This window comes from Nostoc sp. (genome assembly GCF_036917235.1).
Classification (GTDB): domain Bacteria; phylum Cyanobacteriota; class Cyanobacteriia; order Cyanobacteriales; family Nostocaceae; genus Nostoc.
In genome coordinates, this window is the sequence record NZ_JBALDU010000032.1 from 28,867 (window position 1) to 55,620 (window position 26,754).

21 protein-coding genes are annotated in these 26,754 nt (G+C 41.8%); 15 read left to right on the forward strand and 6 right to left on the reverse strand.

Features of this window, described 5'->3' with window-relative positions; all coding sequences use genetic code 11:
- Positions 1 to 16: 16 nt before the first annotated feature.
- Positions 17 to 1,219 carry a 3-dehydroquinate synthase gene (locus tag V7K44_RS10100; protein ID WP_334931063.1) on the reverse strand — a complete coding sequence of 401 codons (1,203 nt, stop codon included), beginning with the start codon at positions 1,217 to 1,219 and terminating at the stop codon, positions 17 to 19.
- Between the two features lie 475 nt (positions 1,220 to 1,694).
- Here V7K44_RS10100 and V7K44_RS10105 point away from each other — a divergent pair, with 475 nt between their 5' ends.
- The 6 genes from V7K44_RS10105 (at position 1,695) to V7K44_RS10130 (ending at position 9,351) form a co-directional block, all read left to right on the forward strand.
- Positions 1,695 to 2,576 (forward strand): EboA family metabolite traffic protein, encoded by an 882-nt coding sequence (locus tag V7K44_RS10105; RefSeq protein WP_334931066.1) that lies wholly within the window; start codon positions 1,695 to 1,697, stop codon positions 2,574 to 2,576.
- A 138-nt stretch (positions 2,577 to 2,714) separates the two neighbouring features.
- A complete protein-coding gene (locus V7K44_RS10110; RefSeq protein WP_334931068.1) occupies positions 2,715 to 3,623 on the forward strand; it encodes a TatD family hydrolase in 909 nt (302 codons plus the stop codon).
- Between the two features lie 88 nt (positions 3,624 to 3,711).
- The gene (gene eboC, locus V7K44_RS10115) at positions 3,712 to 4,644 is read left to right on the forward strand and encodes a UbiA-like protein EboC (protein WP_334931070.1); all 933 of its coding nucleotides are present in this window, start codon (positions 3,712 to 3,714) and stop codon (positions 4,642 to 4,644) included.
- A gap of 143 nt (positions 4,645 to 4,787) precedes the next feature.
- Positions 4,788 to 6,017: a metabolite traffic protein EboE gene (eboE, locus tag V7K44_RS10120; RefSeq protein WP_334931072.1), complete on the forward strand. Its 1,230-nt coding sequence runs from the start codon at positions 4,788 to 4,790 to the stop codon at positions 6,015 to 6,017.
- 264 nt (positions 6,018 to 6,281) lie between these two features.
- Entirely contained in the window at positions 6,282 to 7,655 is a 1,374-nt protein-coding gene (locus V7K44_RS10125) for an alkaline phosphatase family protein (protein WP_334931074.1), read from the forward strand.
- Positions 7,656 to 7,857: 202 nt separating this feature from the next.
- The gene (locus V7K44_RS10130) at positions 7,858 to 9,351 is read left to right on the forward strand and encodes a catalase (protein WP_334931076.1); all 1,494 of its coding nucleotides are present in this window, start codon (positions 7,858 to 7,860) and stop codon (positions 9,349 to 9,351) included.
- Positions 9,352 to 9,694: 343 nt separating this feature from the next.
- Here the strand turns inward: V7K44_RS10130 and V7K44_RS10135 are convergent, their stop codons facing one another.
- From V7K44_RS10135 to V7K44_RS10150, 4 genes are all read right to left on the reverse strand, one after another.
- Positions 9,695 to 10,411 (reverse strand): pirin family protein, encoded by a 717-nt coding sequence (locus V7K44_RS10135; RefSeq protein WP_334931078.1) that lies wholly within the window; start codon positions 10,409 to 10,411, stop codon positions 9,695 to 9,697.
- Positions 10,412 to 10,750: 339 nt separating this feature from the next.
- A complete protein-coding gene (gene dps, locus V7K44_RS10140; RefSeq protein WP_334931080.1) occupies positions 10,751 to 11,329 on the reverse strand; it encodes a DNA starvation/stationary phase protection protein Dps in 579 nt (192 codons plus the stop codon).
- 180 nt (positions 11,330 to 11,509) lie between these two features.
- Positions 11,510 to 12,559, reverse strand: coding sequence for an aldo/keto reductase (locus tag V7K44_RS10145; protein WP_334931082.1), 1,050 nt, complete (start codon positions 12,557 to 12,559; stop codon positions 11,510 to 11,512).
- A gap of 382 nt (positions 12,560 to 12,941) precedes the next feature.
- Positions 12,942 to 13,466 carry a calcium-binding protein gene (locus tag V7K44_RS10150; protein ID WP_334931085.1) on the reverse strand — a complete coding sequence of 175 codons (525 nt, stop codon included), beginning with the start codon at positions 13,464 to 13,466 and terminating at the stop codon, positions 12,942 to 12,944.
- 387 nt (positions 13,467 to 13,853) lie between these two features.
- On the opposite strand from V7K44_RS10150, the gene V7K44_RS10155 reads away from it, so the two are divergent.
- The 6 genes from V7K44_RS10155 to V7K44_RS10180 all read left to right on the forward strand — a co-directional run bounded on the left by V7K44_RS10155 (position 13,854) and on the right by V7K44_RS10180 (position 23,024).
- Entirely contained in the window at positions 13,854 to 14,459 is a 606-nt protein-coding gene (locus V7K44_RS10155) for a Uma2 family endonuclease (protein ID WP_334931087.1), read from the forward strand.
- Between the two features lie 114 nt (positions 14,460 to 14,573).
- Positions 14,574 to 14,972, forward strand: coding sequence for a thiol-disulfide oxidoreductase DCC family protein (locus V7K44_RS10160; protein ID WP_334931089.1), 399 nt, complete (start codon positions 14,574 to 14,576; stop codon positions 14,970 to 14,972).
- Positions 14,973 to 15,192: 220 nt separating this feature from the next.
- Complete coding sequence (treZ, locus tag V7K44_RS10165; RefSeq protein WP_334931091.1) at positions 15,193 to 17,040, forward strand: malto-oligosyltrehalose trehalohydrolase; 1,848 nt, start codon at positions 15,193 to 15,195, stop codon at positions 17,038 to 17,040.
- 445 nt (positions 17,041 to 17,485) lie between these two features.
- Complete coding sequence (gene treY / locus V7K44_RS10170) at positions 17,486 to 20,275, forward strand: malto-oligosyltrehalose synthase (protein WP_334931093.1); 2,790 nt, start codon at positions 17,486 to 17,488, stop codon at positions 20,273 to 20,275.
- A 530-nt stretch (positions 20,276 to 20,805) separates the two neighbouring features.
- Positions 20,806 to 22,344 carry a trehalase family glycosidase gene (locus tag V7K44_RS10175; protein ID WP_334931095.1) on the forward strand — a complete coding sequence of 513 codons (1,539 nt, stop codon included), beginning with the start codon at positions 20,806 to 20,808 and terminating at the stop codon, positions 22,342 to 22,344.
- A gap of 59 nt (positions 22,345 to 22,403) precedes the next feature.
- Complete coding sequence (locus tag V7K44_RS10180) at positions 22,404 to 23,024, forward strand: Uma2 family endonuclease (RefSeq protein ID WP_334931097.1); 621 nt, start codon at positions 22,404 to 22,406, stop codon at positions 23,022 to 23,024.
- Between the two features lie 133 nt (positions 23,025 to 23,157).
- On the opposite strand, the gene V7K44_RS10185 is transcribed toward V7K44_RS10180, so the two are convergent.
- Positions 23,158 to 23,310 (reverse strand): hypothetical protein, encoded by a 153-nt coding sequence (locus V7K44_RS10185; protein WP_334931099.1) that lies wholly within the window; start codon positions 23,308 to 23,310, stop codon positions 23,158 to 23,160.
- 454 nt (positions 23,311 to 23,764) lie between these two features.
- Here V7K44_RS10185 and V7K44_RS10190 point away from each other — a divergent pair, with 454 nt between their 5' ends.
- From V7K44_RS10190 to V7K44_RS10200, 3 genes are read left to right on the forward strand one after another with little or no spacing between them, the layout of a single operon-like run.
- Positions 23,765 to 25,180, forward strand: a complete 1,416-nt coding sequence (locus V7K44_RS10190) for a nicotinate phosphoribosyltransferase (RefSeq protein WP_334931101.1) — start codon at positions 23,765 to 23,767, stop codon at positions 25,178 to 25,180.
- Between the two features lie 58 nt (positions 25,181 to 25,238).
- Complete coding sequence (locus V7K44_RS10195) at positions 25,239 to 25,838, forward strand: nicotinate-nucleotide adenylyltransferase (protein ID WP_334931103.1); 600 nt, start codon at positions 25,239 to 25,241, stop codon at positions 25,836 to 25,838.
- Positions 25,799 to 26,545 carry an NUDIX hydrolase gene (locus V7K44_RS10200; protein ID WP_196526974.1) on the forward strand — a complete coding sequence of 249 codons (747 nt, stop codon included), beginning with the start codon at positions 25,799 to 25,801 and terminating at the stop codon, positions 26,543 to 26,545. The genes V7K44_RS10195 and V7K44_RS10200 overlap by 40 nt, the downstream gene beginning before the upstream one ends.
- The last annotated feature ends 209 nt before the right edge of the window (positions 26,546 to 26,754 follow it).

Below are 26,754 nucleotides of genomic sequence, written 5' to 3' on the forward strand. Positions count from 1 at the left end.
TGCACCCAATGGAGAATCAATGCAAAAGTTCCCAATCTTGCAGCATCAAAATAGCATCTCTATACAAAGACAAATCCGCCTGATTAACTTCTATTCCCTCTCCGATTCCTTGTAAAAGGGTAATTGTCAATTTTCCTCCCAAATGTTCGCGGAATTCGGTAAGCCCCCTAAACAGACAATGCGGATGATCTAGTTGATCTAATTGCTCTGTCAATGCCGATACGTACAAAGTAAAGCCTAATTTTTTAAGTGTAGTTAGAACCCTTTGCCACTCTGATTGCAAGAGTTGCCCTGTTAAATATGAATAGGTTGTATCCAAAGCGATGCCGATCGCTACAGCTTCACCGTGACGTAGGCTGTAATTAGTTAAATGTTCCAGTTTATGAGCAGCCCAGTGTCCAAAGTCTAAAGGACGCGATGAACCCATTTCAAAGGGATCGCCACTACCAGCAATATGCTCTAAGTGCAACTGAGAACAGCGATAGATTAGCCTTTCCATTATGTCCATGTCTCGATTAGCCAATTTATCGGCATTAGTCATAATGAAATCGAAGAAATCTGCATCTTTAATCAGCGCTACTTTCACTGCTTCTGCAATACCCGATCGCCAATCTCGATCGTCGAGGCTAGTAAGAAAATCAAAGTCATTCAAGACAGCATAAGGTGGCATGAATGTACCCAAAAAGTTTTTCTTACCGAAGGCATTGATTCCGTTTTTGACTCCTACACCCGAATCATTTTGCCCTAATACTGTTGTCGGTACTCGTAGTAGCCGAATTCCTCGGTGAGCCGTTGTTGCTGCATATCCTGCCATGTCTAGGACGGCTCCACCTCCAATTGCTAAGACGTAGGAGTGACGGCATAATCCAGCTGCATTGATCCGCTGATGAATTTGTTCTATAAATCTAGAATCGTTTTTGACTGCTTCTCCACCGGGAACTACTATCGGTTCACCGCTCAGTGTTAATATATCTTCATAACATTGGGCATAGGCTGATAATTTTTTTAATAGCCCATCTTGATATTGTAAAAATCCTCCATCTACCACTGCTAGTACTTGTTTTGGGGTTGTCTCCCCATCTCCGGCGATCGCTTGTGCAAGTAAAGGATTATCTAACTGAAACAGACCTCTAGTGAAGTGAACATCATAATTGAAGGTAACACGGACACATTGGTTAATGGGTTGTAGATTAAGAGCGCTTTTTTGTTGAATAGCCATTTGAATATTATTACTTTCTAACTATATGTAAATATATACACTATTGCAATTAAGGTTAACAGCAATATAGACAAAACAGATCCATTATCTAATTCAATTTTGAAATAAATTACTAGGTAAATCTATTTAATAAATTAATCATACTTTTGAAGTATCTTTGTCTAACAGATAAAGTTCAAATTGACATGAATTTACAATTTATATTAATGCCTATGATTGATATCTGAGGTTAGTAATGGAGATCATTATTACATAAAATTCTAATTTTTTTCCGTAAGATAATTTTAGGATTTATCTAATCAAAATGGTATCTTTACAGTATCTTCTTTAAAGTCAGGAGATTTTTATAGATTCAGTGAAGTTATAATTCTAGTAGTATATTATCTAACTGCTTCAAACCCAAAAAATCAAGTCTAGTGCTATATTTTATACTTGGTTGTCACAAAGAAGTTGGGCAACTTATGCTGAATTTATCATGAGTAAAGTAAACAAATTATTGCATCACTGGTTGTTAAAGTCTGTTTCAGAGAAAGCTTTTACTTGGTTGGAACAAAAGCAGGCACAGATTGCTAGCGGCGCTGCTGAACGAGTGTTTTTTACGGCTTTTAGTGCTGTGCCGCGTTATCTAGGTAAACAGGATTTACAGCTGACATTTCAGGACTTGGAAGTAGCAGAGGATCTGATTCCCGGCTGGTATCCTGGTAATTGGAGTGTAGATCAAGCAGGTCGGACACTTTTGCTTTTAGCTTTGCCCCATGATGATGCTGAGGGCTATGTACAAACTCTCGATCGAGTCTTCTCCACTGCCGATATGGGGGAGTTAGTTGTCCTTTATCAAAGTTTGCCGCTGCTACCACATCCAGAGTTACATCGCCATCGTACTGCTGAGGGAATCCGCAGCAATATGAGTAATGTATTCCAAGCTATAGCACTACGTAATCCTTATCCAGCGAATTATTTAGATGATGCTGCTTGGAATCAGATGGTGCTAAAGGCTGTGTTTGTCGGCAGTCCGTTGCATCTAATTTGGGGTCTAGATCGGCGTGCTAACCCAGAATTGGCGAGGATGTTGGCAGACTATGCCCATGAACGTTGGGCAGCTAAACGCTCAGTTACGCCAGAACTTTGGCGGTCTGTAGGACGGTTTGCCGATAGCGCCATCATCACAGATTTGGAAAAAGTACTAGCTAATGGGGATGTACACGAGCAAAAAGCAGCAGCCTTAGCTTGTGCTGAGTCTCCTTTACCCCAAGCGCAAGCATTACTTTCTCATTACCCAGATTTACAGTCATCCATTCAACAAGGTAATTTGACTTGGAGCAGTTTTAGCCGCGATGCCTGCGGCAAGCTGCGCTAACACCTCTTTGTTTACAAATAAAAGGGAGTAGGGAGTGGGGATGAGAAAGAAATCAATTCAAAATTCAAGTACTTCTGCCTCCTGCCTCCTACCTCCTGCCTTCTGACTCCTCTTTCCCAATGCCCAATTATTAAAACCATGATGTTTATCGATCCTCACATTCACATGTGTTCCCGTACTACTTACGATTACTTAGTAATGCGGGAATATGGAATTGTCGCCGTTATTGAACCAGCCTTTTGGTTAGGACAACCCCGAACTAACGCTGGCTCATTTAAAGACTATTTCAGTAGTCTTGTGGGCTGGGAACGCTTTCGTGCTAGTCAGTTTGGCATCCAACACTACTGCACAATCGGACTAAATCCGAAAGAAGCTAACAATGAAGCGCTAGCAAATGAAGTTATGGAATTGCTACCACTTTATGCCTGTAAAGAAGGAGTTGTTGCCATTGGTGAAATTGGCTATGACGATATGACAGAAGCAGAAGATAAGTACTTTTGTCAACAGTTAGAATTAGCCAAAGAACTCGATACGTTGGTACTAATTCATACTCCTCATCGCAATAAGAAGGCAGGTGCTAGTCGGAGTATGGATCGCTGTATTGAATATGGTTTAGATCCCTCACAAGTAGTTATCGATCACAACAACGAAGAAACCGTTGAAGAAGTATTAGGACGGGGCTTTTGGGCGGCTTTCACGATTTACCCACAGACGAAGATGGGTAACGCCCGGATGGTAGAGGTTGTCCGTAAGTATGGATGCGATCGCATCATTGTAGATAGTAGCGCTGATTGGGGTATTAGCGATCCTTTAGCAGTCCCAAAAACGGCTCAGTTGATGTTAGATAGGGGCATTCCTGAAGAACACGTGCGAGCAGTTTGTTATGAGAATGCCTTGGCTGCTTACAGTCAAACTGGGCAAATGAAAGCTTCAGACTGGCTCAATCCTCAATCTATCGATCAACGTCAGTTGTTCAGTGGTAATTCTGTGCTACGGGGACAAGAACCAGGAATCAAATCAGCTTCAGATTTTGTGCTGATTGAGTAGAAAATTGGCAGTGAGGAGTGTATAAGTATCTGGTTAATCTGTAATATGCAGTTTATTTTGAAAAATTACTAGGCAAGGAGGCAGATAAGTGAATATTGCAAGCTTAAATTTTCAAAGCTGGCGGGGTTATCTGGAATTGATGCGTCCTGCTAATATTGTTACTGCTTGGGCGGATATTCTTCTAGGTTTTGCTGCTTCTGGTTCTGGAATTATTTTTACAAAATTAATCAATGGCGAAGCAACTTTTGCCATCTTAATTCCATTAGCTTGGTTGTTATTGGCGACAACTGGTTTATACGGTGGCGGTATAGTTTTTAACGATGTTTTTGATGCTGAATTAGATGCAAAAGAGCGACCAAATAGAGCAATTGCCAGTGGTCGCGTATCTCGTCAAAATGCTACTTTATTGGGGAGTATACTGTTTGCGATCGGAATTCTAGCTGCTTTTCAAGTATCGTTGTTGAGTGCTGCGATCGCTATTTTTATCACTCTTTCATGCCTCCTCTATAACTCACTTGCCAAACATCACCCTTTTTTTGGCCCTTTAAATATGGGTTTGTGCCGTGGCAGTAACTTATTATTAGGCGTAAGTGCTGTACCAGAAATAATCGGAGAACGTTGGTATTTAGCGTTGATTCCTGTTATTTATATTGCTGCTATCACCGCAATTAGTCAGGGTGAAGTTCATGGAGGTAAGAAGATTACGGGAGTACTAGCACTACTGCTAATTGCAATAGTTTTAACAGCAGTTTTAGCTTTAGGATTATTAGAAGAGTATACAGCGATCGCAGCCTTACCATTTGCTATTTTATTAGCTATCAGAATCTTGCCTAACTTTATCAAAGCGGCGCGAGAACCGATAGCCGAAAATATCCGCAATGCTGTAAAAATAGGTGTTTTATCTCTAATAGTCTTAGATGCAACGGTTGCATCTGGTTTTGCTGGTTTGTATTACGGTTTATTCGTTCTAATCTTGCTACCAATTTCGATGAAGTTAGCAAAAGTATTTGCTGTTACTTAAATTTGAATGTATACACCCAGTAATAACATTAATCGGCTGTAGGGGCGCACATCTATGCGCCCCTAACTATGAATATCAAGCATTTTGTGAAATAGTTTAAGCCAAATAAAACAGATTAAATATACAAAGGATCGAGCTAGAAAATGAAAATTACAAAAAACAATAATTTTCACTTAACTTATTGCAGTAATATTCATCCTGGTGAAAGTTGGCTAGAGGTTTTCGCTAATTTAGAGAAGTATATTCCCGAACTCAAGTCACGTTTATCGCCTACAGAACCTTTTGGTATTGGCTTGAGGTTAGCAGATGTTGCTGCAAAAGAACTTTTAGAAAGTAATAATTTAGCTCAATTCCAAGCTTGGCTAACTCAACAAGATTTATATGTTTTCACCTTAAACGGATTCCCTTATGGCGGATTTCATCGACAGGTGGTAAAAGACCAAGTTTATGCGCCAGATTGGTCTACACAAGAACGGGTTAATTATACATTAAACTTGGCACACATTTTAGCTAGTCTATTACCCCAAGGACTTGATGGCGGAATTTCTACACTACCATTATCCTATAAGCCTTGGTGGATAAAAGACCAAACAACTTTCGAGACAGTTCTGAAAAAGAGTTGTTTGAACATAGCATCTGTTGTTATAGAAATGATTCGCATCGGTGAAGAAACAGGCAAGATACTTCATATTGATTTAGAACCTGAGCCTGATGGTTTAATTGAAAATACCTCAGAAATAATTGACTTCTATCAAAATTGGTTATTGCCAATTGGTGGTAGTTATTTATCAGATAAATTAAATATTGAGCAAGATTTAGCAGAAACGAAATTGCTAGAACACGTTCGAGTTTGCTATGATACCTGCCATTTTTCAGTTGAATATGAGGAACCACAATTTGTATTTACACGTTTGCAATCGGCAGGAATTAAGATTGGCAAAATTCAAATCAGCGCCGCAATTAAAGTAAAAATACCTGCTGATATTGAGAAGCGTAGTTTGATAGTTGAACGCTTACGTCCTTTTGCCGAATCTACTTATCTTCACCAGGTAATAGAACGTCGCAATGATGGTACACTCCATCACTATCCTGATTTAATAACTGCATTACCACATTTAGAGCAATCTCTAGCTGAAGAATGGCGGACTCATTTTCACGTCCCAATTTTTATTCATGACTATCAAATTTTGCAGTCTACGCAAGATGATATCGCCACCGTTTTGCATCTACTTCAGGCAAATAATGCTTGTTCGCATTTAGAAATTGAGACTTACACTTGGGATGTATTGCCATCAGAAATGAAGATAGATTTACTGACTTCTATTCAGCGAGAATATGAGTGGGTATTGGAAGAATTCGTAATTCGTAATTAATGAATTAAGATTTAACTGGGTTTTATGGTTTAAATCTGTAGGGATGCGTGATTGTGCATTTCTAGTTATTTTTTCAAATTGCTATAAGAGCATGTTTGAAAAGTCCTCTTGTCAGTATCAAAAATTTTAGATCCCCCTAAATCCCCCTTAATAAGGGGGACTTTGATTCCGGTTCCACCTTTTTAAGGGGGTAGGGGGGATCTAAAAATGCCTAAAGTCACAGCAAAACATTTTTCAAACAACCTTTAAGAGAGGATTAAGTTTATGCAGAAAACAGTTGTTCTAAATGTCGTTGGATTAACGCCCAGTTTATTAGGAGAAAACACACCGTTTTTATCTTCTTGGGCTGCGAAAGGTCAGGTAGCGCCAATTGGAAAAGTTTTACCTGCTGTGACTTGTTCGGTTCAGGCTACTTATTTAACAGGAAAATTGCCTAACGAACATGGAATTGTCGCTAATGGTTGGTATTTTAGAGATGAATGTGAAGTTAAATTTTGGCGGCAATCTAATAAGCTAGTACAAGCTCCCAAACTTTGGGAAATAGCTAAATCAATCGATCCAAACTTCACTTGTGCCAACCTTTTTTGGTGGTACAATATGTACTCTACAGCAGATTATGCGATTACGCCGCGCCCGATGTATCCCGCAGATGGGAGAAAATTACCTGATATTTATACCCATACTAGTGATGTGCGATCGCAAATTCAATCTGATTTAGGAAACTTCCCTTTATTCGATTTTTGGGGGCCAAAAACTTCCATTAGTTCTAGCCGATGGATTGCCAATTCTGCAAAATGGATTGAGGAACGCTACAGCCCGACATTATCACTAGTTTATCTACCACATTTAGATTACTGTCTGCAAAAATTTGGTAATAATCAAACACAGATTAAAGCAGATTTACGAGAAATTGATGCTGTTTGTGGCGATTTAATTGAATATTATCAAGCACGTAATATTCAGGTAATTATTCTTTCTGAGTATGGCATTACGCCAGTCTCGAAAGCTGTGGATTTAAACCGCGTATTACGGGAAAATGGTTTAATTGCTATACGAGAAGAATTAGGGCGAGAACTGCTCGATTTTGGGGCTAGCATTGCCTTTGCTGTCGCCGATCACCAAATTGCTCATATATATGTGAACGATCCGGCGTATATCCCAAAAGTGCGATCGCTTTTAGAAGCGACTGAAGGCGTAGCGCAGGTATTGGATGAAAAGGGTAAACAAGCCTACCATCTGAATCATCCTAGATCGGGAGAGTTGGTAGCGATCGCTCAATCTGATGCTTGGTTTACCTATTATTATTGGCTCGATGATGCAAAAGCGCCTGATTTTGCTAGAACTGTAGATATCCACCGCAAACCTGGTTACGATCCTGTAGAACTTTTCCTCGATCCGCAAATAAAATTTCCTCAAGGCAAAGTTGCTCTCAAGTTACTTAAGAAACAACTAGGTTTTCGCTACTTAATGGATGTGATCCCTCTGGATGCTTCCCTGGTGCGTGGCTCTCACGGTAACATTGCCACTTCTCCAGATGAAGGGCCTCTATTTATCACGCATCAAACTCACCTAGTTGATGAACATCAAATTGAGGCGACAGATGTTTGCTCATTGATTCTCAAACATTTAAATACCTGAAAGGCAGTATAGAGGCGATATATCGTCTCTATATCTTACCAAAATACAAAAAAATTCCTTGTAATTCATAATCATATCGAGTATGCTTTATATATAAACTCGTTATGACTATGAATTACATTGTTCTATCAGTAGGTATCCATCTACTGACTAAAATGTACTGTCAGCAATCTGAGTAACTTAATGGAGAGCTTCTTTACCCATGACTGAACCCCAAAACTTGACAACTGCTGACGGTATTCCTGTTAGTGATAACCAGAACTCACTCACAGCTGGAGCGCGTGGCCCTGTATTAATCCAGGATTTCCACCTCATAGAAAAGCTGGCTCATTTCAACAGAGAACGTATTCCTGAAAGAGTTGTCCACGCTAAAGGTGCTGCTGCTCACGGCACTTTGACTATTACCAATGACATTACCCGCTACAGTAAAGCCAAACTTTTTTCTGAAATTGGCAAGAAAACGGAACTTCTCTTGCGCTTTTCTACAGTTGGGGGAGAAAAGGGTTCAGCAGATGCCGAGCGCGACCCTAGAGGTTTTTCCCTCAAGTTTTATACAGAGGAGGGTAACTGGGATCTTGTAGGTAACAATACCCCTATTTTCTTTATCCGCGACCCTTTGAAGTTTCCTGATTTTATCCATACCCAGAAGCGCAATCCCCAAACCAATTGCAAAGACCAGAATGCAAAGTGGGATTTTTGGTCACTTAGTCCAGAATCGCTTCACCAAGTGACGATCCTGTTTTCAGATCGGGGAATTCCGAAAACCCATCGACACATGGACGGTTTTGGTAGCCATACCTTTAGTTTAATTAATGCTGAAGGCGATCGCGTTTGGTGTAAATTTCACTTTAAGACGCTGCAAGGGCATCAAACCTTAACAGAGGAAGAATCAGCCAAGATTAAGGGCGAAGATCCCGATCATGCGACTCATGATTTGTTTGAAGCGATCGCTCAAGGTGACTATCCCAAGTGGCGGATGTGTATTCAGGTGATGACCGAGGAGCAAGCGGAAAAACATCCTGATAATCCTTTTGACTTGACCAAAGTTTGGAAACAAGGCGAATATCCTTTAATTGAAGTCGGGATATTAGAGCTAAATCGCAACCCTGAAAATTATTTCGCCGAAGTAGAGCAAGCTGCTTTTAGCCCTAGTGCTGTGGTTCCTGGGGTTAGTTTCTCTCCAGACAAAATGCTTCAAGCTCGCATCTTTTCTTACCCAGATGCTCAACGGTATCGTTTAGGTGGTAACTATCAGCAACTACCCGTTAACCAGCCCAAATGTCCAGTGATGCATTATCAGCGAGATGGCTTTATGGCACCAGGGAACAACGGCGGTAGCGTTCCTAACTATGAACCGAATAGTGCTGAGGGTACGCCCAAAGAAAATCCAGCTTATGCAGAACCACCTAGTCATTTGGGCGATGTCACAGTCGATCGTTACAGTCATCGTGAAGGAAACGACGATTACACTCAAGCAGGTAATCTGTATCGGTTACTAACTCCTGAACAGCAGGAGCGTCTGGCTAAAAATATTGTCGGTAGTCTCTCTCAAGCGAGAGAGGACATCCAAATGCGCCAACTTTGCCACTTCTTCCGGGCAGATATTTCTTATGGTCGTCGTGTAGCTGAAGGATTGGGCATTTCAATCGATCCCTCAATGCTTCCTGCTACTGCTCAACCTGTAGGTAACTGGTAGCCTTATCTAATTTTGTGGGGTGGGCATCTTGCCCGCCTTAAAGCAAATTTATTTGATTAACTTACACAATTAATCGAGATAATTAAACATGAAATTAACAGCAACATAAAAAAGCTCATTAATACCTAAAGAACTATTAGGAGAAAACCAAGAGTTTGAGATTATTCAAGAAAATGGAAAAAATATTATTACTAGCATTAAACAAACATCTTCTATTTGGGATTTAGGTTCAAATGCTGTGGAATGTGATGTAACAGATGGTGCAATTAACCACGATATTCGTAAACGTAATATTCTGAGTTAAAGGCTCATCTAAATGAGCCTTTAACAGAGAAAAGAGATATTAGCCTAAATCGAAAAGCAAGATTTCGCCGCCGATGTTGGTGCTAATTTCTAGCTGTTCTTCGCCGTTGATTTGTACACCATCACCAGCTCTGAGTTCTTCGCCATTTAGGTTAATTATGCCTTTGGCTACTTGTAACCAAGCATAGCGATCGCTTTTGACTTGATAATTAACAACATCGCCTGACTCTAAAACAGATGTATATAACTCAACATCTTGGTGAATTGTCACAGCACCATCGCGCCCATCTTTAGAGGCAATTAAGCGGAGTTTACCGCGCTTTTCTTCGAGAGAAAAAGCTTTTTGTTCATATCTTGGCGTTATTCCTTCTCGATCGGGAAGAATCCAGATTTGTAACAAGTGTAGTGGTTCAGTTGGTGAAGGATTAAATTCACTGTGGCTGATTCCAGTTCCAGCGCTCATAATCTGGGCATCACCAGGGCGAATTACTGAACCTGTACCCAAGCTGTCTTTATGCTCTACAGCACCTTCTAAGACATAAGTGAGGATTTCCATATCACGATGGCTGTGGGTAGGGAATCCTGCACCGGGGGCAATGCGATCGTCGTTAATCACGCGCAGAGAGCGAAATCCCATCCGGTTGGGATCGTAAAAACTACCGAAAGAAAATGTGTGATAGCTATCGAGCCAGCCCATTTTAGCGTGACCACGAGAATTGCGATCGTGAATTAAGTGGGTAATTGTATTTTGAGACATAAATTTACCTCGTTGTGAATGAGTATTTAGTTAGGAAGCACTCAATTTTGGATTTTAGATATCGGAGCGTCTTTTGGATTGCATGAAAAATCTAAAATTGGCAAAGTTTGAAATCAAAATGGAATTAGCATACCTTTTCACTAACCTAATAACTTCTTCAAGTTTAAGTATTAATTTTGATGGATAACTTGTTGAAGATATTTAGAATTCCTTGACTTCGTTTTGACCTATTTCAATAGTAAAGTATATACATATAAATGAAAAGTACGCACTTAAAAGTGACGTACTTACCAAAAAGATACTATTAGATTTAAGAAAAACTACTTTTCTCAGAAGTGCTTATTTTACACCAGCAGGGATCTTTTGAGTTTTAGTAGTACTTGCTTTGCCATTGCCATTCTCTGCCTTAATTTCTGCTATTTGCAAATGAGCTTCTAAGAACCAGAGACGTTTGTCAATGGTGCGAGAAATTTCGGTGTAAAGATCGGCGGTATCGAGATCGTCTAATTCATCAGTTTTAGCGATCGCGTCTCTAAGATGTTTAGCATAGATGGCATAACGATCTGCTAAGGCTGTTACATGGTCTTTACCATCCAAAATATCTAAGGCATATTCTGGCAAAATGGAATTACTAGCTGCGGCGCGGGCTGTTCCGAAAGCGTATCCGCCTAAAGCTGTAATGCGTTCAGCTACCAAATCGATGTACTCTTCCAATTCCCCAGCCAGTTCATCAAATAATAGGTGTAGCTGGTAGAAGTCAGTTCCTTTAACATTCCAGTGGGCTTGCTTGGCTTGGGTTTTCAGATCCGAAGTAGCTGCCAAGCTTTGGTTGAGAAGTACCACTATTTGCACTCGCGCTTCGGCAGGAATGTCAATGCGAGTAGGGTACAGACGTGATGTAATGGTGTTGTCGCTCATGAGTCTACGTTGTTAATGCCTTTTAAATCTAACTTTACAGATATTAGTTGGCTGTGCGAAACTCTCTGACGATGGATTATATTAACGGCTGAATGTGTTACTGTTTATGGTTTATACAATTTGGAATTTTAGATTTAGAATTGATATTTTTTCTCAGAAAGGGTTAGATGAGAAATAATATTAAATACGATGGTTTTCTATAGTATTAAATGTACCACCGAAAAGGCGATCGCGAATTACATCATTGTGCAAAAAGTCATGGGGAAAACCCAGTTCAATTTGACTCACTTCATCTAAGCGTTGCAGATGTTCTGGCGAGAGGCTGACTTCTATTGAAGCTAAGTTATCTTGAAACTGCGTTAATTTACGTGCCCCAACGATGGGAATAATCACACCACTTTGAGCGCGTAACCAAGCTAATGCTACCTGTGAAGGTGTATGGCCAATTTCTGCTGCAACTTCGCTAACAACTTGAGCGATCGCTAAATTCTTCTCAGAAATCCCTCCCCCCAAAGTTTTAAGTCGCCCTTGTTCACCGCCTGCTTGAGGAGGCTGATTATACTTACCTGTCAACACGCCACCACCCAAAGGCGACCACGGTGTTACTGCCAAATCGAAGGCTTTAGCCATCGGAATCAAATCCCGTTCTGGTGTCCGCTGAATCAAACTATACTCAATTTGCAGGGCGACAAACTGCGTCCATCCTTGATAATGGGCGATGGTATTTGCTTGAGAAACAATCCAAGCGGGTGTGTCAGAAATGCCGATGTAAAGTACTTTACCTTGACGGACTACATCATCAAGCGATCGCAAGACTTCTTCAATCGGTGTTGTAAAATCCCAAGCGTGCAACCAGAATAAATCAATGTAATCAGTATTTAGGCGTTTCAGGCTACCTTCTAAAGATTGAATTAAATTCTTGCGATGGTTTCCACTGGCGTTCGGGTCGCCCTTTTTATCATTCATCTGCAACGGAAAGGAATATTTTGTCGCAACTACAAAGCGTTCCCGTTCTTTAGCGATCAAGTCGCCAACAATTTTTTCACTGCTACCATCGGTATAACCGTTGGCGGTGTCAATGAAATTTCCCCCTGCTTCTACATAGCTATCAAAAATCTTACGACTTTCGTCAACAGATGCACCCCAACCCCAATCTTCACCAAAGGTCATGGTTCCTAAGGAGAGTTCAGAGACTCTTAATCCGCTTTTGCCCAAGAGTTTGTATTTCATGAATATTTTTTGATTAATGAAAAAACTAAGCAAATATCATTCCAAAAGTATGATGACTGGAAACCGGGAGTGATGTCTGAGGACAAGCCTTTTAATATTTGTATTGTCGTAGTATTTAAATGCAATGGTCGCTTTGCAATACTATTCGATTAAGCCTAAAAAATAAAAATGTGTAGGTTGAGCTTTAGCGTTACCCAACCTCCAAAAATAAATTATTAAATATACTGTTCTTTTAATAATATGATAACACTGAAATTGAATATTTTTCTAGAATTAGGTTTTTAAATTTATGAAACTCGGCTTCTGAGTTTTTTGATCTCTACTAATGGTGCCATAGTCCATCTCGCTACGGCACCCGATACCATCTAAAATCCAAAATCTTTTAGGCGATTACTTCGATAACTTGAGGGCCGTTAACGCCATTTATTTTAGCAATTTCGACGGAGCCAAATTGCGAACCGCTACCATCTTTGTCGAAGAATAGAATCGAGCTACTGGTGTCAACTCTAAAGCGTTGGTTAGGATTGGTGAAAGCACTACCGAAAGTTAATTGAGAACGTTGTAATTGCCCTACTACGAGTCCACCTCCGAATCCAGATGCAGAAACTTGGATTTTATCACCTTGAGATGCGTTTAAGTCATTGATAATATCGCCACCTTCTAAAGCACTGTTGTAACGGAAGATATCAGCTCCTGCTCCACCAGTTAAGATATCTCTACCCAATCCGCCAATTAGAATATCATTACCATCTCTCCCATCAAGGTTGTCATCACCCGAACCACCGTTGAGGGTATTGACTCCAGCATTCCCTGTTAAGCGGTCATTTCCATTCAGTCCATAGATTACATCGTTGCCATTAGTAGCGTTAAGAACATCGTTTAGAGGGGTTCCAGTGATATTAGCCATACTTATTTATTAGAAAATTGGTGTTTTCAGATACAAAATTTGAAAATTAAGGATATACTTACATATCGCAAGCATCCAGTATTTTCTAGTGCCAATGTGTGTACAAAAAAAGACTATATATTAAATAGGAATCAATGCACAAGATTTTTTTATTAAAAAATAAGAATGCTAATTATTTTTTGTGGTGAGAGTAATTTATATATAAACATTCTCTAGTCCTTGTTTGAAATTATGATTGTAAAACTTTCATGCTGTACAAAGGCATCGTGATGTGGATTAAAAAATGGATTGCTTTAGGATTTTCTTAATTATCCTGCGATCGCAGACCATGCTGTAGGGGCATAGCAAGGCTGTATAATAAGCCAACGTTAAGTCAAAACAAGACTTATGACCTACACCTCGCCCAAACTACTTACTTTCGAGGAATTTATCGCCCAATATGGTGACAATACACGTTACGAATTAATCGACGGACAACTAAGAGACATGGAATCTACAGGGCCACACGAAGCTGTTGCAGGTAGTATTGCAGGTAGAATCTATGTCGAAATTTTTAATTCTAATTTCAACTGGCTAGTTCCAAAAACTTGTCTGATAAAACCACCTGCTGCTGAAGCCACAGTACTGCGTCCTGATGTAATTGTTTTAGATAAAGCCGAACTTAGTAAAGAACCGCTTTGGCAAAAAGAACCTATTATTTGTAACGGCAGTACTATTAAGCTTGTTGCTGAGGTTGTGAGTACTAATTGGCAAGATGATTATGCCAGAAAGGTAGAAGAATACGCTTTTATTAACATCCCAGAATATTGGATTGTGGATTTTCGTGGCTTGGGTGGCTTGCAGTTTATCGGCAATCCAAAACAACCAACCTTTACCGTTTGTCAGTTAGTTAACGGTGTGTACCAACAACAACAATATCGTTTAGGAGATACTATTTCTTCTGATGTATTGCCAAATTTACAACTTAAGCTAGATGACATTATGCATATTTGAACTGGAGATTGGTTTCGGTGAGGCAAGAGCGATCGCTACGGTTTTCTAAGCTAGAATACCAAAGTTGTATTTATACACATCCAACAATTCAATTGCCAAAGAGCCGTTATTTTTATGAATTACTACGTAATCTACGATGGAAATTGTAATCTCTGCGTTAGCCTCGTACAATTGCTAGAAACCTTAGATAAGGGAAAGCTGTTTCGCTATGCTCCTATGCAAGATGAACAGACACTTTTAAAGTGGGGAATTACAGCCCAAGGTTGCGAACAGGGGGTGATTTTAATTGATGGCAATCTACCTGAGAGACGTTGGCAAGGTAGTAATGCAATAGAAAAAATTGGGTGGTTATTGCCAGCCGGAAGTATATTTGTAGACGCTTATCGAGCATTACCGGGGATGAAATGGACAGGCGATCGCTTTTACGAACAAATCCGCGATAACCGCTACGCAATATTTGGTAAACGTTTTAATACATATCAATCATCGTACTGTGTAGATGGTAGCTGCTAATTGCAAAAGCCACTCCCGCAACTCTACTTTAGACAGAGTTCTTTGTTAAGAAATTCAATCTTCCGGTGCTAGCGAAAAGTCTGCTAGACCAACCATTATGCTATCTGGCGTGTTTGTAAACATTGTGCAATCAATGACATTTGCGATCGCTATAAAGCGGGCGGGTACGCCATAGCGCCACAATTTGGCACAACAAACTGAACTGACGGGAGGATACTGCGTGAAAATTGGTGCTCAATACTTGGGTAACGGAGAGTGTGAATTTACAGTTTGGTCTCCGCTATTAGATAGCGTCACGGTAAAAATTTTGACGCCAGAAGAGCAGTTAATTCCTCTCAAGCCTCAATCTGAGGGATACTGGCACACGAAAGTCAACGATGTATATCCGGGTACGCTTTATCGGTATGTCTTGAATGGCCAAGACAACTTTGCCGATCCGGCATCGCAGTATCAACCGGAAGGGGTGCATGGGCCGTCGCAAATTGTCGATCCTTCTTTTGAGTGGACTGATGAAGGGTGGACTGGGATTCCTGTAGAGTCGATGATTTTCTATGAAGTTCACGTTGGGACATTCACCCCAGAAGGAAGTTTCACCGCCATCATTCCCCGTTTACCAGAACTGAGAGAACTGGGAATTAACGCCATTGAAATCATGCCCATCTCCCAGTTTCCTGGAGACACTCATGTTGAGGCAACTCTGGCATATCGGAACTGGGGCTATGATGGCGTTTATCCTTATGCTGTCCAAAATTCCTACGGTAGTCCAGCCGAACTCAAGCAACTGGTAAATGCTTGCCATCAAAATAATATCGCCGTTGTGCTGGATGTGGTGTACAACCACTTTGGGCCAGAAGGCAACTATATGAGTCAGTTCGCGCCCTACTTTACTAAAACCTATAAAACGCCGTGGGGCGAAGCGCTGAATTTCGACGACGCCCATAGTCAGGGTGTGCGAAATTATTTTATCGAAAATGCGCTTTACTGGTTGGGCGAATTCCATATTGATGCATTGCGGTTGGATGCCATTCAAGCAATTTATGACTTGGGAGCCAAGCATTTTTTATGGGAATTGGCGGAAGCAGTTCATCATTTTTCACAACAAGGGCAAAAATGGAAACGCCATCTAATTGCTGAAAGTGACTTGAATAATCCGCAAATAATTCGTCCGGCAGAATTGGGTGGATATGGTCTTGATGCTCAGTGGAGTGATGATTTTCACCATTCATTGCACACACTATTGACAGGCGATCGCCAAGGATATTATCACGATTTTGGGAAATGTGCTGATTTAGCAAAAGCTTATAGCGATACTTTTGTCTACGATTGGAAATACTCGCCCGATCGCAAACGTTTTCATGGCGTATCTTGCCGCGATCGCCCTTTGTCACAGTTTACAGTCTGCATTCAGAATCACGATCAAATCGGCAATCAAATGAAAGGAGAACGCCTCACCCAGCGGATCTCTTTTGAAGGATTAAAGTTAGCTGCTGGCGCTATGCTGCTATCGCCCAACTTACCCCTGTTATTCATGGGAGAAGAATACGGCGAAACTGCACCCTTCATTTACTTTGTCAGTCACTCTGATCCCGATTTGATTCAAGCAGTTCGAGCCGGACGCAAACAAGAATTTGAAGCATTTCACTATGCAGACGATCCCCCAGATCCAGAATCGGCAGAAACTTTCCTCAAGTCTAAACTTAATTGGGAATTACGCAATGAAGGAAAGCACAAAGTTCTGTGGGATTGGTATCGACAGTTAATTAATTTACGCAAGACACATCCAGCCCTTCTCAACCAAGACCGCAATTTCATTGAAGCGACTAGCGATGAAGAGAAGGAAGTGGTCATTGTGCGGCGTTGGTGCGAGTCAAGTGAAATAATATTTGTGATGAATTTTAATTCGTCGCCAGTGACGGTAACTCTGCCGTTTGAGCATAATGCTAATAAATTGTTGGACTCTGCTGATACCTCATGGTCTGGGCATGGTTCTGAAGCTGCTGAACATCTGTCTGTGGGTCAAGAAGTGAAATTGCAACCTACTAGTCTAGTACTCTATGAAAAAGGATGAGGGGGAGAGTTAGAACTTAAAGTTTCAGCTTCATAACCTCAAGGTTCGAGCTAAAAGGCTCAACGTCCGAGTAAAAAGGCTCAACGTCCGAGTAAAAAGGCTCAACGTCCGAGTAAAAAGGCTCAACGTCCGAGTAAAAAGGCTCAACGTTCGAGTAAAAAGGCTCAACGTTCGAGTAAAAAGGCTCAACGTTCGAGTAAAAAGGCTCAACGTTCGAGTAAAAAGGCTCAACGTCCGAGCAAAAAGGCTCAACGTCCGAGCAAAAAGGTTCAAACTCCTCTACCTCTCAATAGGTTTCAGATAAGATCCCCCCGCCTGCGGCGACCCCCTTAAAAAGGGGGTCAAAATCAAAAAAAGCCCCCCTTTTTAAAGGGGGTTGGGGGGATCTCCGAGAGACAAACATTTTAACCGAACCTATTCCCCCATCTCTCATTAGAACAAACTCATGCGAATTCCCACCGCCACTTATCGAATTCAGTTTACACCCCAGTTTGGCTTTGACAACGCCAAAGCGATCGCAGCTTATCTAGCAGATTTGGGTATTTCTGATTTATATGCCTCCCCCATTTTCAAGGCACGATCCGGGAGTACACACGGCTACGATATAGTAGATGCCACTCAACTCAATCCAGAACTGGGAACTAATGAATCCTTTGATGCATTAGTTGATGAAATCCAATCCCTTGGTATGGGCTGGTTACAAGATATTGTGCCCAACCACATGGCCTATAGTAGCGAAAACGATTACTTGATGGACATATTGGAACACGGCCCAGATTCCAGCTACACCGACTACTTCGACATTTCTTGGAATGCACCCTTTGGCGATCGCCAAGAGCGAATTCTTGCTCCTTTGCTGGGAGATTTCTATGGTGCATCCCTAGAAAACGGACACATTCAACTGCAATACGAACAGAACGGTTTAACTGTCAACTATTACAGCTTGAAATTGCCACTCCGCTTAGAATCTTACACAAAATTTATCACCCATAATTTAGGGAAACTCACCCGCACACTAGGACGCAATCACCCCGATTTTATTAAGCTTTTGGGGATTCTCTACATTCTCAAAAATGTGCCTTCAGAAGTGGCGGGTAAACAGCGACAAGACCAGATTGCATTTATCAAAGGATTAGTTTGGGAACTCTACACCACAAACGAGGCCATCCACGAGTTCATTGACGAAAATATCAAAACTTTCAACGGAGAACCCGGTAATTCCGAAAGCTTTAACCTCCTAGATGAATTACTGAATGACCAGTTTTACCGTCTGGCTTTTTGGAAGGTTGGCGCGGAGGAAATGAATTACCGCCGTTTCTTTACTGTCAATGAACTGATTTCTGTGAAAGTTGAAGAAGTGCGGGTTTTTAATAATACTCATAGCCTAATTCAAAAACTGGTTGAGGAGGGCAAGTTTACAGGTTTACGCATCGATCATATTGATGGACTTTATAACCCAATTCAGTATCTCGAAAGGCTGCGGGAAAAAATGGGTGATGTTTATATCACTGTTGAGAAAATTTTAGAAATTACTGAAGATTTGCCAAAAGATTGGAAAATTGAAGGAACATCTGGATATGACTTTCTCAACTATGTAAATGGCGTATTTTGCCAAACAGAAAATCAATCGCAGTTCGATAAAATTTACTATAACTTTATCGGTTCGCGAGTAGATTATGCATCAATAGTCAAAGATAAAAAGCACCTGATACTAGAAAAGAATTTAGCAGGTGATATTGACAGTTTGGCTCTTTTATTAAAAAATATCTCCAGCAAATATCGCTATGGCAATGATTTTACGTTAAATGGATTAAAAAGAGCGATCGCTGAAGTTTTGACGCTGTTCCCGATTTACCGTACTTACATTACGCCCGATGGAATTGGAGATAGCGATCGCGCTACCATTCAAGAAGTAATTAGCCAAGCCAAAGAACAAACGCCCCTGTTGCAGCACGAACTGACTTTTATTGAAAAGTTAATGCTCCTAGAGTTTGATGATTCTCTGACTCAAACAGAACGCGAACAGTGGATATATTTTGTCTTGCGAATGCAGCAATACAGCGGCCCACTAATGGCGAAAGGTGTAGAAGACACCACATTATATGTATACAATCGCTTGCTGTCGCTGAATGAAGTCGGGGGAAATCCCGGTCATTTTGGGATTGATGTAACCAAATTTCATGCCTTTAACCAACAGCACCAAGCAACTTGGCCCCACACCATGAACACTACCGCCACCCACGACACCAAACGCGGCGAAGATGTGCGGGCCAGGTTGAATGTCCTTTCAGAAATCCCCGATGAGTGGGATCAGCAGGTAAATACTTGGAGCGCCATTAATCGCGGACATCGTAGCGTTCGCCACGGGTTCGCTATACCCGATCGCAACGATGAGTATTTTCTCTATCAAACCCTAGTGGGGGCGTTTCCTTTTGCCGAACACGAACACGCATCCTTCGTGGAACGAGTGAAGGACTATATAATTAAAGCAATTCGAGAAGCGAAGGTGCATACAGCTTGGTTACGACCTGATAGCGAGTATGAAGAAGCTTGTACTTCCTTTATTGAGAAAGTACTCGATCCCGCCATCTCCAAAGAATTTCTAGAAGCCTTTCGTCCCTTTCAACAGCGAATTGCAGAGTATGGAATCTTCAATTCCCTTTCCCAAACTCTACTGAAGATTACCGCCCCTGGCGTACCCGACTTATACCAGGGAACGGAACTTTGGGAACTGAGTCTAGTCGATCCAGACAATCGCCGTCCCGTGGATTTTGAACAGCGACGTACTTACTTAAGCGCCATCCGCGAACAGGCAAAAACAGATATTCTCGGACTAATTCAGGAGTTACTGAACGACAAAACAGACGGTAGAATCAAACTGTTTTTAACGGCTCAATTACTCCAAGCTAGAACAAACTATGTCTCATTATTCCAGGATGGCGACTACTTGCCGTTAGAAGTTCAGGGAACCTACGCCAATCACATTATCGCCTTTGCACGGCGCGAGGGGAATCAAACAGCGATCGCGATCGCGCCCCGCTTTTTAACTAGCCTCATCCAGCCAGGAGAAAACCCCTTGGGCGAGTCATGGCAAGATACGCATCTGCAACTACCCTCTGGAACTTCTCACACCTGGAAAAACGTCCTAACTCAGCAATCCTTAAAGTCTACAGAAACCTTATCTATCGCAGCAGCCCTAGCCCATTTTCCAGTTGCGTTGTTAGTCAGTGATTAAGGGGTATTGCAATACTTGTCGGGTTTTGGGGAAAAGGGGAAGGGGAAAGGGGAAAGAAAAAACCTTTAACCTTTACCCTTTAACCTTTTCCCTATTGAGGGGTCTTGGGCAAAAGAGGCAGAGGGGAAAAGTGTAGAGGGCAGAGGGGAAAACTCTTCTGCCTGAAAGGGTGTTTGAAAAGTCCTCTTGTCGGTAGTAAAACGTTATAGATCCCCCTAAATCCCCCTTTTTAAGGGGGGCTAGGGGGGATCTGGAAGTACTTAAAATCACAGCGAAACCTTCAGAACAAACTCTTACTCTCTTGCTCCCTATCTAGCCAGATCGAGGTGATATGTAGATTGAATTTCGTATTTGTTCATGTTCTTTTAAAATTCTGAAGATTCCAACTACTGATCTCGAAGTTGCGAGTTCTGAGCTAGTAATGAAATAGAAGTTGCAGTCTCATCCAGACTCACCTTGATAGCGCTACTCCCTGTTTTTAGTCCTTAGCCTCTATTCCCCAGCCCCCATTTTGAATTTTGAGATGAATTATGACTACTCCAACTCCAGCTATCGACACTCCACCAGCACTTACCACCGCGCAGATTGAGGCTGTGCGCCTCCATATCAAAAAAACGTGGAAAACTTTAACGCGATCGCACGAACATTTATTACAATCTGCAAAAGACACCAAGCTAGACCACAAAACCGATACTCCCTGGATCGTCTACATTTCACCCTTAGAAGATTGTCCCGACATTCAGACTGTGTTGGAGCGATCGCTATCTTCAAAAGATATGCAACAGCTAGAAATTCGCACTTTGCCCTCGGAAGTCGAAGCGATTAAAGAGCATGGGTTACTATACCTACCAGGCCCTTATGTCGTACCAGGTGGTCGATTTAACGAAATGTATGGCTGGGACAGCTACTTTATATTACTGGGACTTTTGCACGATGAAGAATGGGAGCTAGCACAAAACCAGGTTGACCAATTATTGTACCAGGTGAAGCATTACGGCGCTATCCTCAATGCCAACCGGACTTATATGCTGTCGCGATCGCAACCCCCCGTCCTTAGCATGATGGTTTTGGCATTATTCCAGCACACTCAGGATGAAGAGTGGTTGAGATCAACCGTACCACTGCTAGAACAATTTTACTATTACTGGGTAGTACCGCCCCATTTGAATCCCGGAACCGGCTTATCCAGATTTTATGCCTTTGGCGAAGGCCCCGCGCCAGAAGTTGTGTTCTCCGAGCGAGATGACGAGGGAAAAAGCCACTACGATCGCGTCAAGGAATATTATCAAACCTTTGAGATTGAAGATTACGACGTTGATCTTTACTACGATCGGGAAAATGACAAACTGACCCACCTATTTTACAAGGCCGATCGCACCATGCGCGAGTCCGGCTTTGATATCACCAACCGATTTGGCCCCTTCAGTGCTGATATCCTCCATTACGCCCCTGTGTGCCTCAACAGTTTGCTATATCAGGTAGAACAAGACTTAGCGCAAATTAACGCGATTTTAGGGAACGAACAACTAGAAAAACAATGGCGCGATCGCGGTGCATATCGGCGCGATCGGATCGATCAATTTCTCTGGAATCAAGAACGAGGACTCTATTGCGACTATCACTTCCAGAGTGGAAAACGCCGTTGCTACGAATTTGCTACCACATTCTATCCCCTGTGGCTGGGAATTGCTTCTCCAACCCAAGCCCAGCGAGTGGCAGAAAATCTCTCTTTGTTTGAAGCCCCAGGCGGAATTCTTACCAGTACTCATGTCACCGGAAACCAGTGGGATGCACCTTTTGGCTGGGCACCATTGACGTTAATAGCCGTCCAGGGACTTTACCGCTATGGTTATCATATAGAAGGCGATCGCATTGCCAATAAATTCCTGGCTATGGTAGTTAAAGAATTTGAGCGTCACAATACCTTAGTTGAGAAATATGATGTTGAACGCTGTTCTGCAAACGTTTCCGACGATATTTCCTTTGGATATAGTTCTAACGAAGTTGGTTTCGGCTGGACAAATGGAGCGATTCTGGAACTCTTAGCGTTCGGAGAGAAAAAAGTTTAAAGTAAGAATTCAGGACTGGTTTAGCCCGTCCTGAATTCTGATCGCGAGGAATAATCACAATGGTTCAATCAGCCTCAAAAATTCTAACCGTTGATGAATTTATTAACCATTACGGTGAGTGCGATCGCTATGAACTAATTGATGGTGAATTAATCGAGATGGAACCAACCGGGCCACACGAGCAAGTATCTGCATTGATTGGGCGAAAGCTGAATGTAGAAATTGATCGTCAGGATCTAAGCTACTTTATTCCCCATCGCTGTCTAATTAAACTCTTAGGAACAGAAACAGCTTTTCGTCCCGATGTGATTGTGTTAGACCAAACTCAATTAATTAATGAACCATTATGGCAACAACAACCTGTAATTACATCAGGAAACTCAATAAAACTGATTGCTGAAGTTGTCAGCACAAACTGGCAGAACGATTACGCCCGTAAAGCCGAAGACTACGCCCTGTTAGGAATTCCTGAATATTGGATTGTTGATTATTTAGGTATTGGTGGCAGAGAATATATTGGCAAACCCAAACAGCCAACGGTGACAATTTGCAACCTAAGAGAGGATGAGTATCAAAAACAATTATTTCAAAACAACGATCGACTTATCTCCTTAATCTTTCCCAACTTACAACTAACGGCACAACAAATATTTTCGGCTGGACAATCTGTTACTAAGTAGTTTATGTCAATTGCAACGCAACTATAGCAATCCTATTTGATTGGTTCTCCACCGAGAAAATCAAATCCCCGACTTATTGAAGAAGTCGGGAATCTTTTTGTTCATAAATATTTTTCACAGACCGTATCAGCACCTAATTATTATCATCTTTACGCTTATCGTAAGGTTCACCTGTAAACGGTTGTACGCCTGTCGCAGGATAAGCGTCATCATTAGGCCCAAAAATCCGCATTGCAGCTTCAGAAATATACTTGGTTACGTTCGCAATGATGTTGGAAATAGCCATAATATTGGACTCCTTCTTTTCGAGTCGCTTTAATTGTGCTACCTATACTCTAATACTGATATTCAAGCCTTGCTCATATTCTCAATATATTGAGAATATATGCAATGTTTATTCAGATAACTTCGCAATACTTTAGCTTGTCAAAAAATCAAACTTTTCTCTTTGATTCTAATTGTAACATAGTTGTTTCTTTCAACCCATTTGGGAAAATAACGAAGCAAAACAAACTTTCTCTGACAGCATATTATTTTCCTTGATTTACCACCCGCTCTAATTAACATTATTGCGCGCTATCACTATTAAAAAACATTAAGTATTTTATGAAGTTAGTATTAAGCTACCGATAAACCTACTGTTCTGCGGCAATCTCAGACAATATACTTGCAGGGAGTTGACATTATTTATGGTAATATTTACCATAAATAAAAGAAGCATCTTGTAAGGAAGCTCTTGCATGACAACTTTGCCAGATTTGGACTATGTATATAAACAGCAAAGCCAGCAGAACCAGGAACTAAACCTTTCTGCCGATGACTACAGCTTGCTGACCGACCTTTACCAGTTAACAATGGCAGCTTGTTACACAGGCGAAGGTATAGAACAACGACGGGCAAGCTTTGAATTGTCTGTCAGACGATTGCCAGAGGGTTTTGGTTATTTGATTGCAATGGGGCTAACGCAAGCATTGGAATATTTAGCCAAAATCCGCTTTAGTGCTGCGCAAATTGCGGCATTACAGACAACAGGAATTTTTGCTCACGCAAGCGATCGCTTTTGGTCACTTTTAGCTGAGGGAAAATTTACGGGTGATGTTTGGGCAGTACCGGAAGGGACGGCTGTGTTTGCCAATCAACCACTGTTGCGAATCGAAGCACCCCTTTGGCAAGCCCAACTAGTGGAAACTTATCTCCTGAATACGATTAATTACCAGACTTTGATTGCCACAAAAGCAGCACGGTTGCGGGATGTAGCGGGGGAAAAAGCAACACTTTTAGAATTTGGTACAAGACGGGCATTTAGTCCCCAAGGGTCTTTGTGGGCGGCGCGAGCGGCGTTGGCGGGTGGGTTAGATTCCACTTCCAATGTGTTAGCAGCGCTACAACTGGGACAACAGCCAAGTGGTACGATGGCACACGCCTTGGTGATGGCGTTATCAGCAATAGAAGGCACTGAAGAACAAGCTTTTAGTGCATTTCATCGCTATTTTCCGGGTGCGCCATTACTAATTGATACTTACGATACCATTGCTGCTGCCCAGCGCTTGGCCGAAAAAGTAAATTCCGGGGAAATGCAATTGACAGGAGTGAGATTGGACTCAGGAGATTTAGTTACCTTATCAAAACAGGTGCGATCGCTCCTTCCCGGTGTACCAATTTTTGCTAGTGGCGACTTGGACGAGTGGGAAATTGCCAGATTAAAAGCTGCTGGGGCGCAAATTGATGGTTACGGACTGGGAACGCGACTAGTTACAGGTTCGCCTGTTAATGGAGTTTATAAACTTGTAGACATTGATGGCATCCCAGTGATGAAGCAGTCGAGTGGTAAGGTTACTTATCCAGGGCGCAAGCAGATTTTTCGTTCGTTTACGGGAGGTAAGGTAAAAGGAGACAGATTGGGACTCTTAGGTGAAAGTTCTCTGGATGAAGAACCTTTGTTGCAGTTGGTAGTACAAGAAGGTGAACGGGTGCAGCCGTTGGAGTCGTTGGCAACAATTCGTCAGCGTACCGCCGCCTCAGTTGCCAGTTTGCCACAGGAAACACGGCGTTTGGATCATCCGATGGCTGTAGAAGTGGAAATTTCTGCCGCACTGCAACAGTTGACAGAGGAAACGAAGAAACGAACCGCAGAGGCGCTGAGTACACAGAGGTAATAATTACTCTTTCGGTATGTCTTAATTACGAACTACGAATTACGAATTACGAATTATTATGAGAGTTGCTTTGTTTGGTACTAGTGCCGATCCACCAACTGCGGGACATCAAAAAATTCTGAGTTGGTTGTCTGAGCGTTATGATTGGGTAGCGGTTTGGGCGGCGGATAATCCATTTAAGTCCCATCAAACACCCTTAGAGCATCGGGCGGCAATGTTGCGACTGTTGATTGCGGATATAGACGCACCACGGCATAATATTGCTTTGGAACAAGAATTGAGTAGCTTCAGAACGCTGGAAACAGTTGAAAAAGCGAAGCTTACTTGGGGTGAAGACGCTGAATTAACGATGATCGTTGGTTCAGATTTACTGAGTCAGCTACCACGTTGGTATCGCATTGAAGATTTGTTACAGCAAGTACAACTACTGATTGTACCGCGACCCGGATATGCAATAGATGAATCTAGTTCAGAGGTAGTGCAAAAGCTGGGAGGGAAAATTGCGATCGCTAGTCTGACCGGTCTAGATGTTTCCTCAACAGCGTACCGCGAACATGGAGATCCCCAAGCCCTCACAGCCCCTGTAGTTGCCTATATTAATCGAGAGCATTTGTACGAATGCCAGGACGTTCACAAAAAAAGATACCAACTCCGTTAAACCAACAACCTTTGGCCGATTTCAAGGTTGGTGTTGATAATGTAATTTTTTCTGTAGATACTGTACAAAATCGGCTGTTAGTTCTTTTAGTAATGCGACAGCAAGAACCATTTTTAAATCATTGGAGTCTTCCTGGTACTTTGGTACGTCCAGGAGAGTCTTTAGAAGATGCCGCCTATCGCATTATGGCAGAGAAAATTAAGGTCAACAATCTCTATTTAGAACAACTCTATACATTTGGCGGGCCGAATCGCGATCCACGGGAAGCAACTGATAGTTATGGTGTGCGTTATCTATCAGTTAGTTACTTTGCCCTAGTGCGATTTGAAGAAGCCGAATTGATTGCCGATCGCATGACTGGCATAGCTTGGTATCCAGTCAAAGAAGTGCCGCAATTAGCTTTTGACCATAATGAAATTCTGGCTTATGGACATAGGCGGTTGCGAAATAAATTAGAGTATAGCCCGGTGGCTTTTGAAGTCTTGCCAGAAATGTTCACCTTGAATGATTTATATCAGTTATACGCCACAGTTTTAGGTGATAACTTTTCCGATTATTCTAATTTTCGGGCGCGTCTACTCAAGTTAGGTTTTTTATGCGATACCGGAATTAAGGTATCACGGGGTGCTGGTCGTCCAGCTAGTTTGTATAAGTTTGACGCTGAAGCTTTTGCTCCCTTAAAAGATAAACCTTTGGTGTTTATTTAACCAATCACTTTACAGAGTCCAAATTTCTGCAATACCCTTCGGTTAAGATCCCCCCGCCTGCGGCGACCCCCTTAAAAAGGGGGTAAAAGAGGTTTATAAGTCCCCCTTTTTAAGGGCAGGGCTGATTCATTCCCTAAAACAGGTAAAATTGCAAGTGTTGAGGGGAGGAAAATTATGGGTAGTTCTCTGATTGAACAACTGCGGCTTGT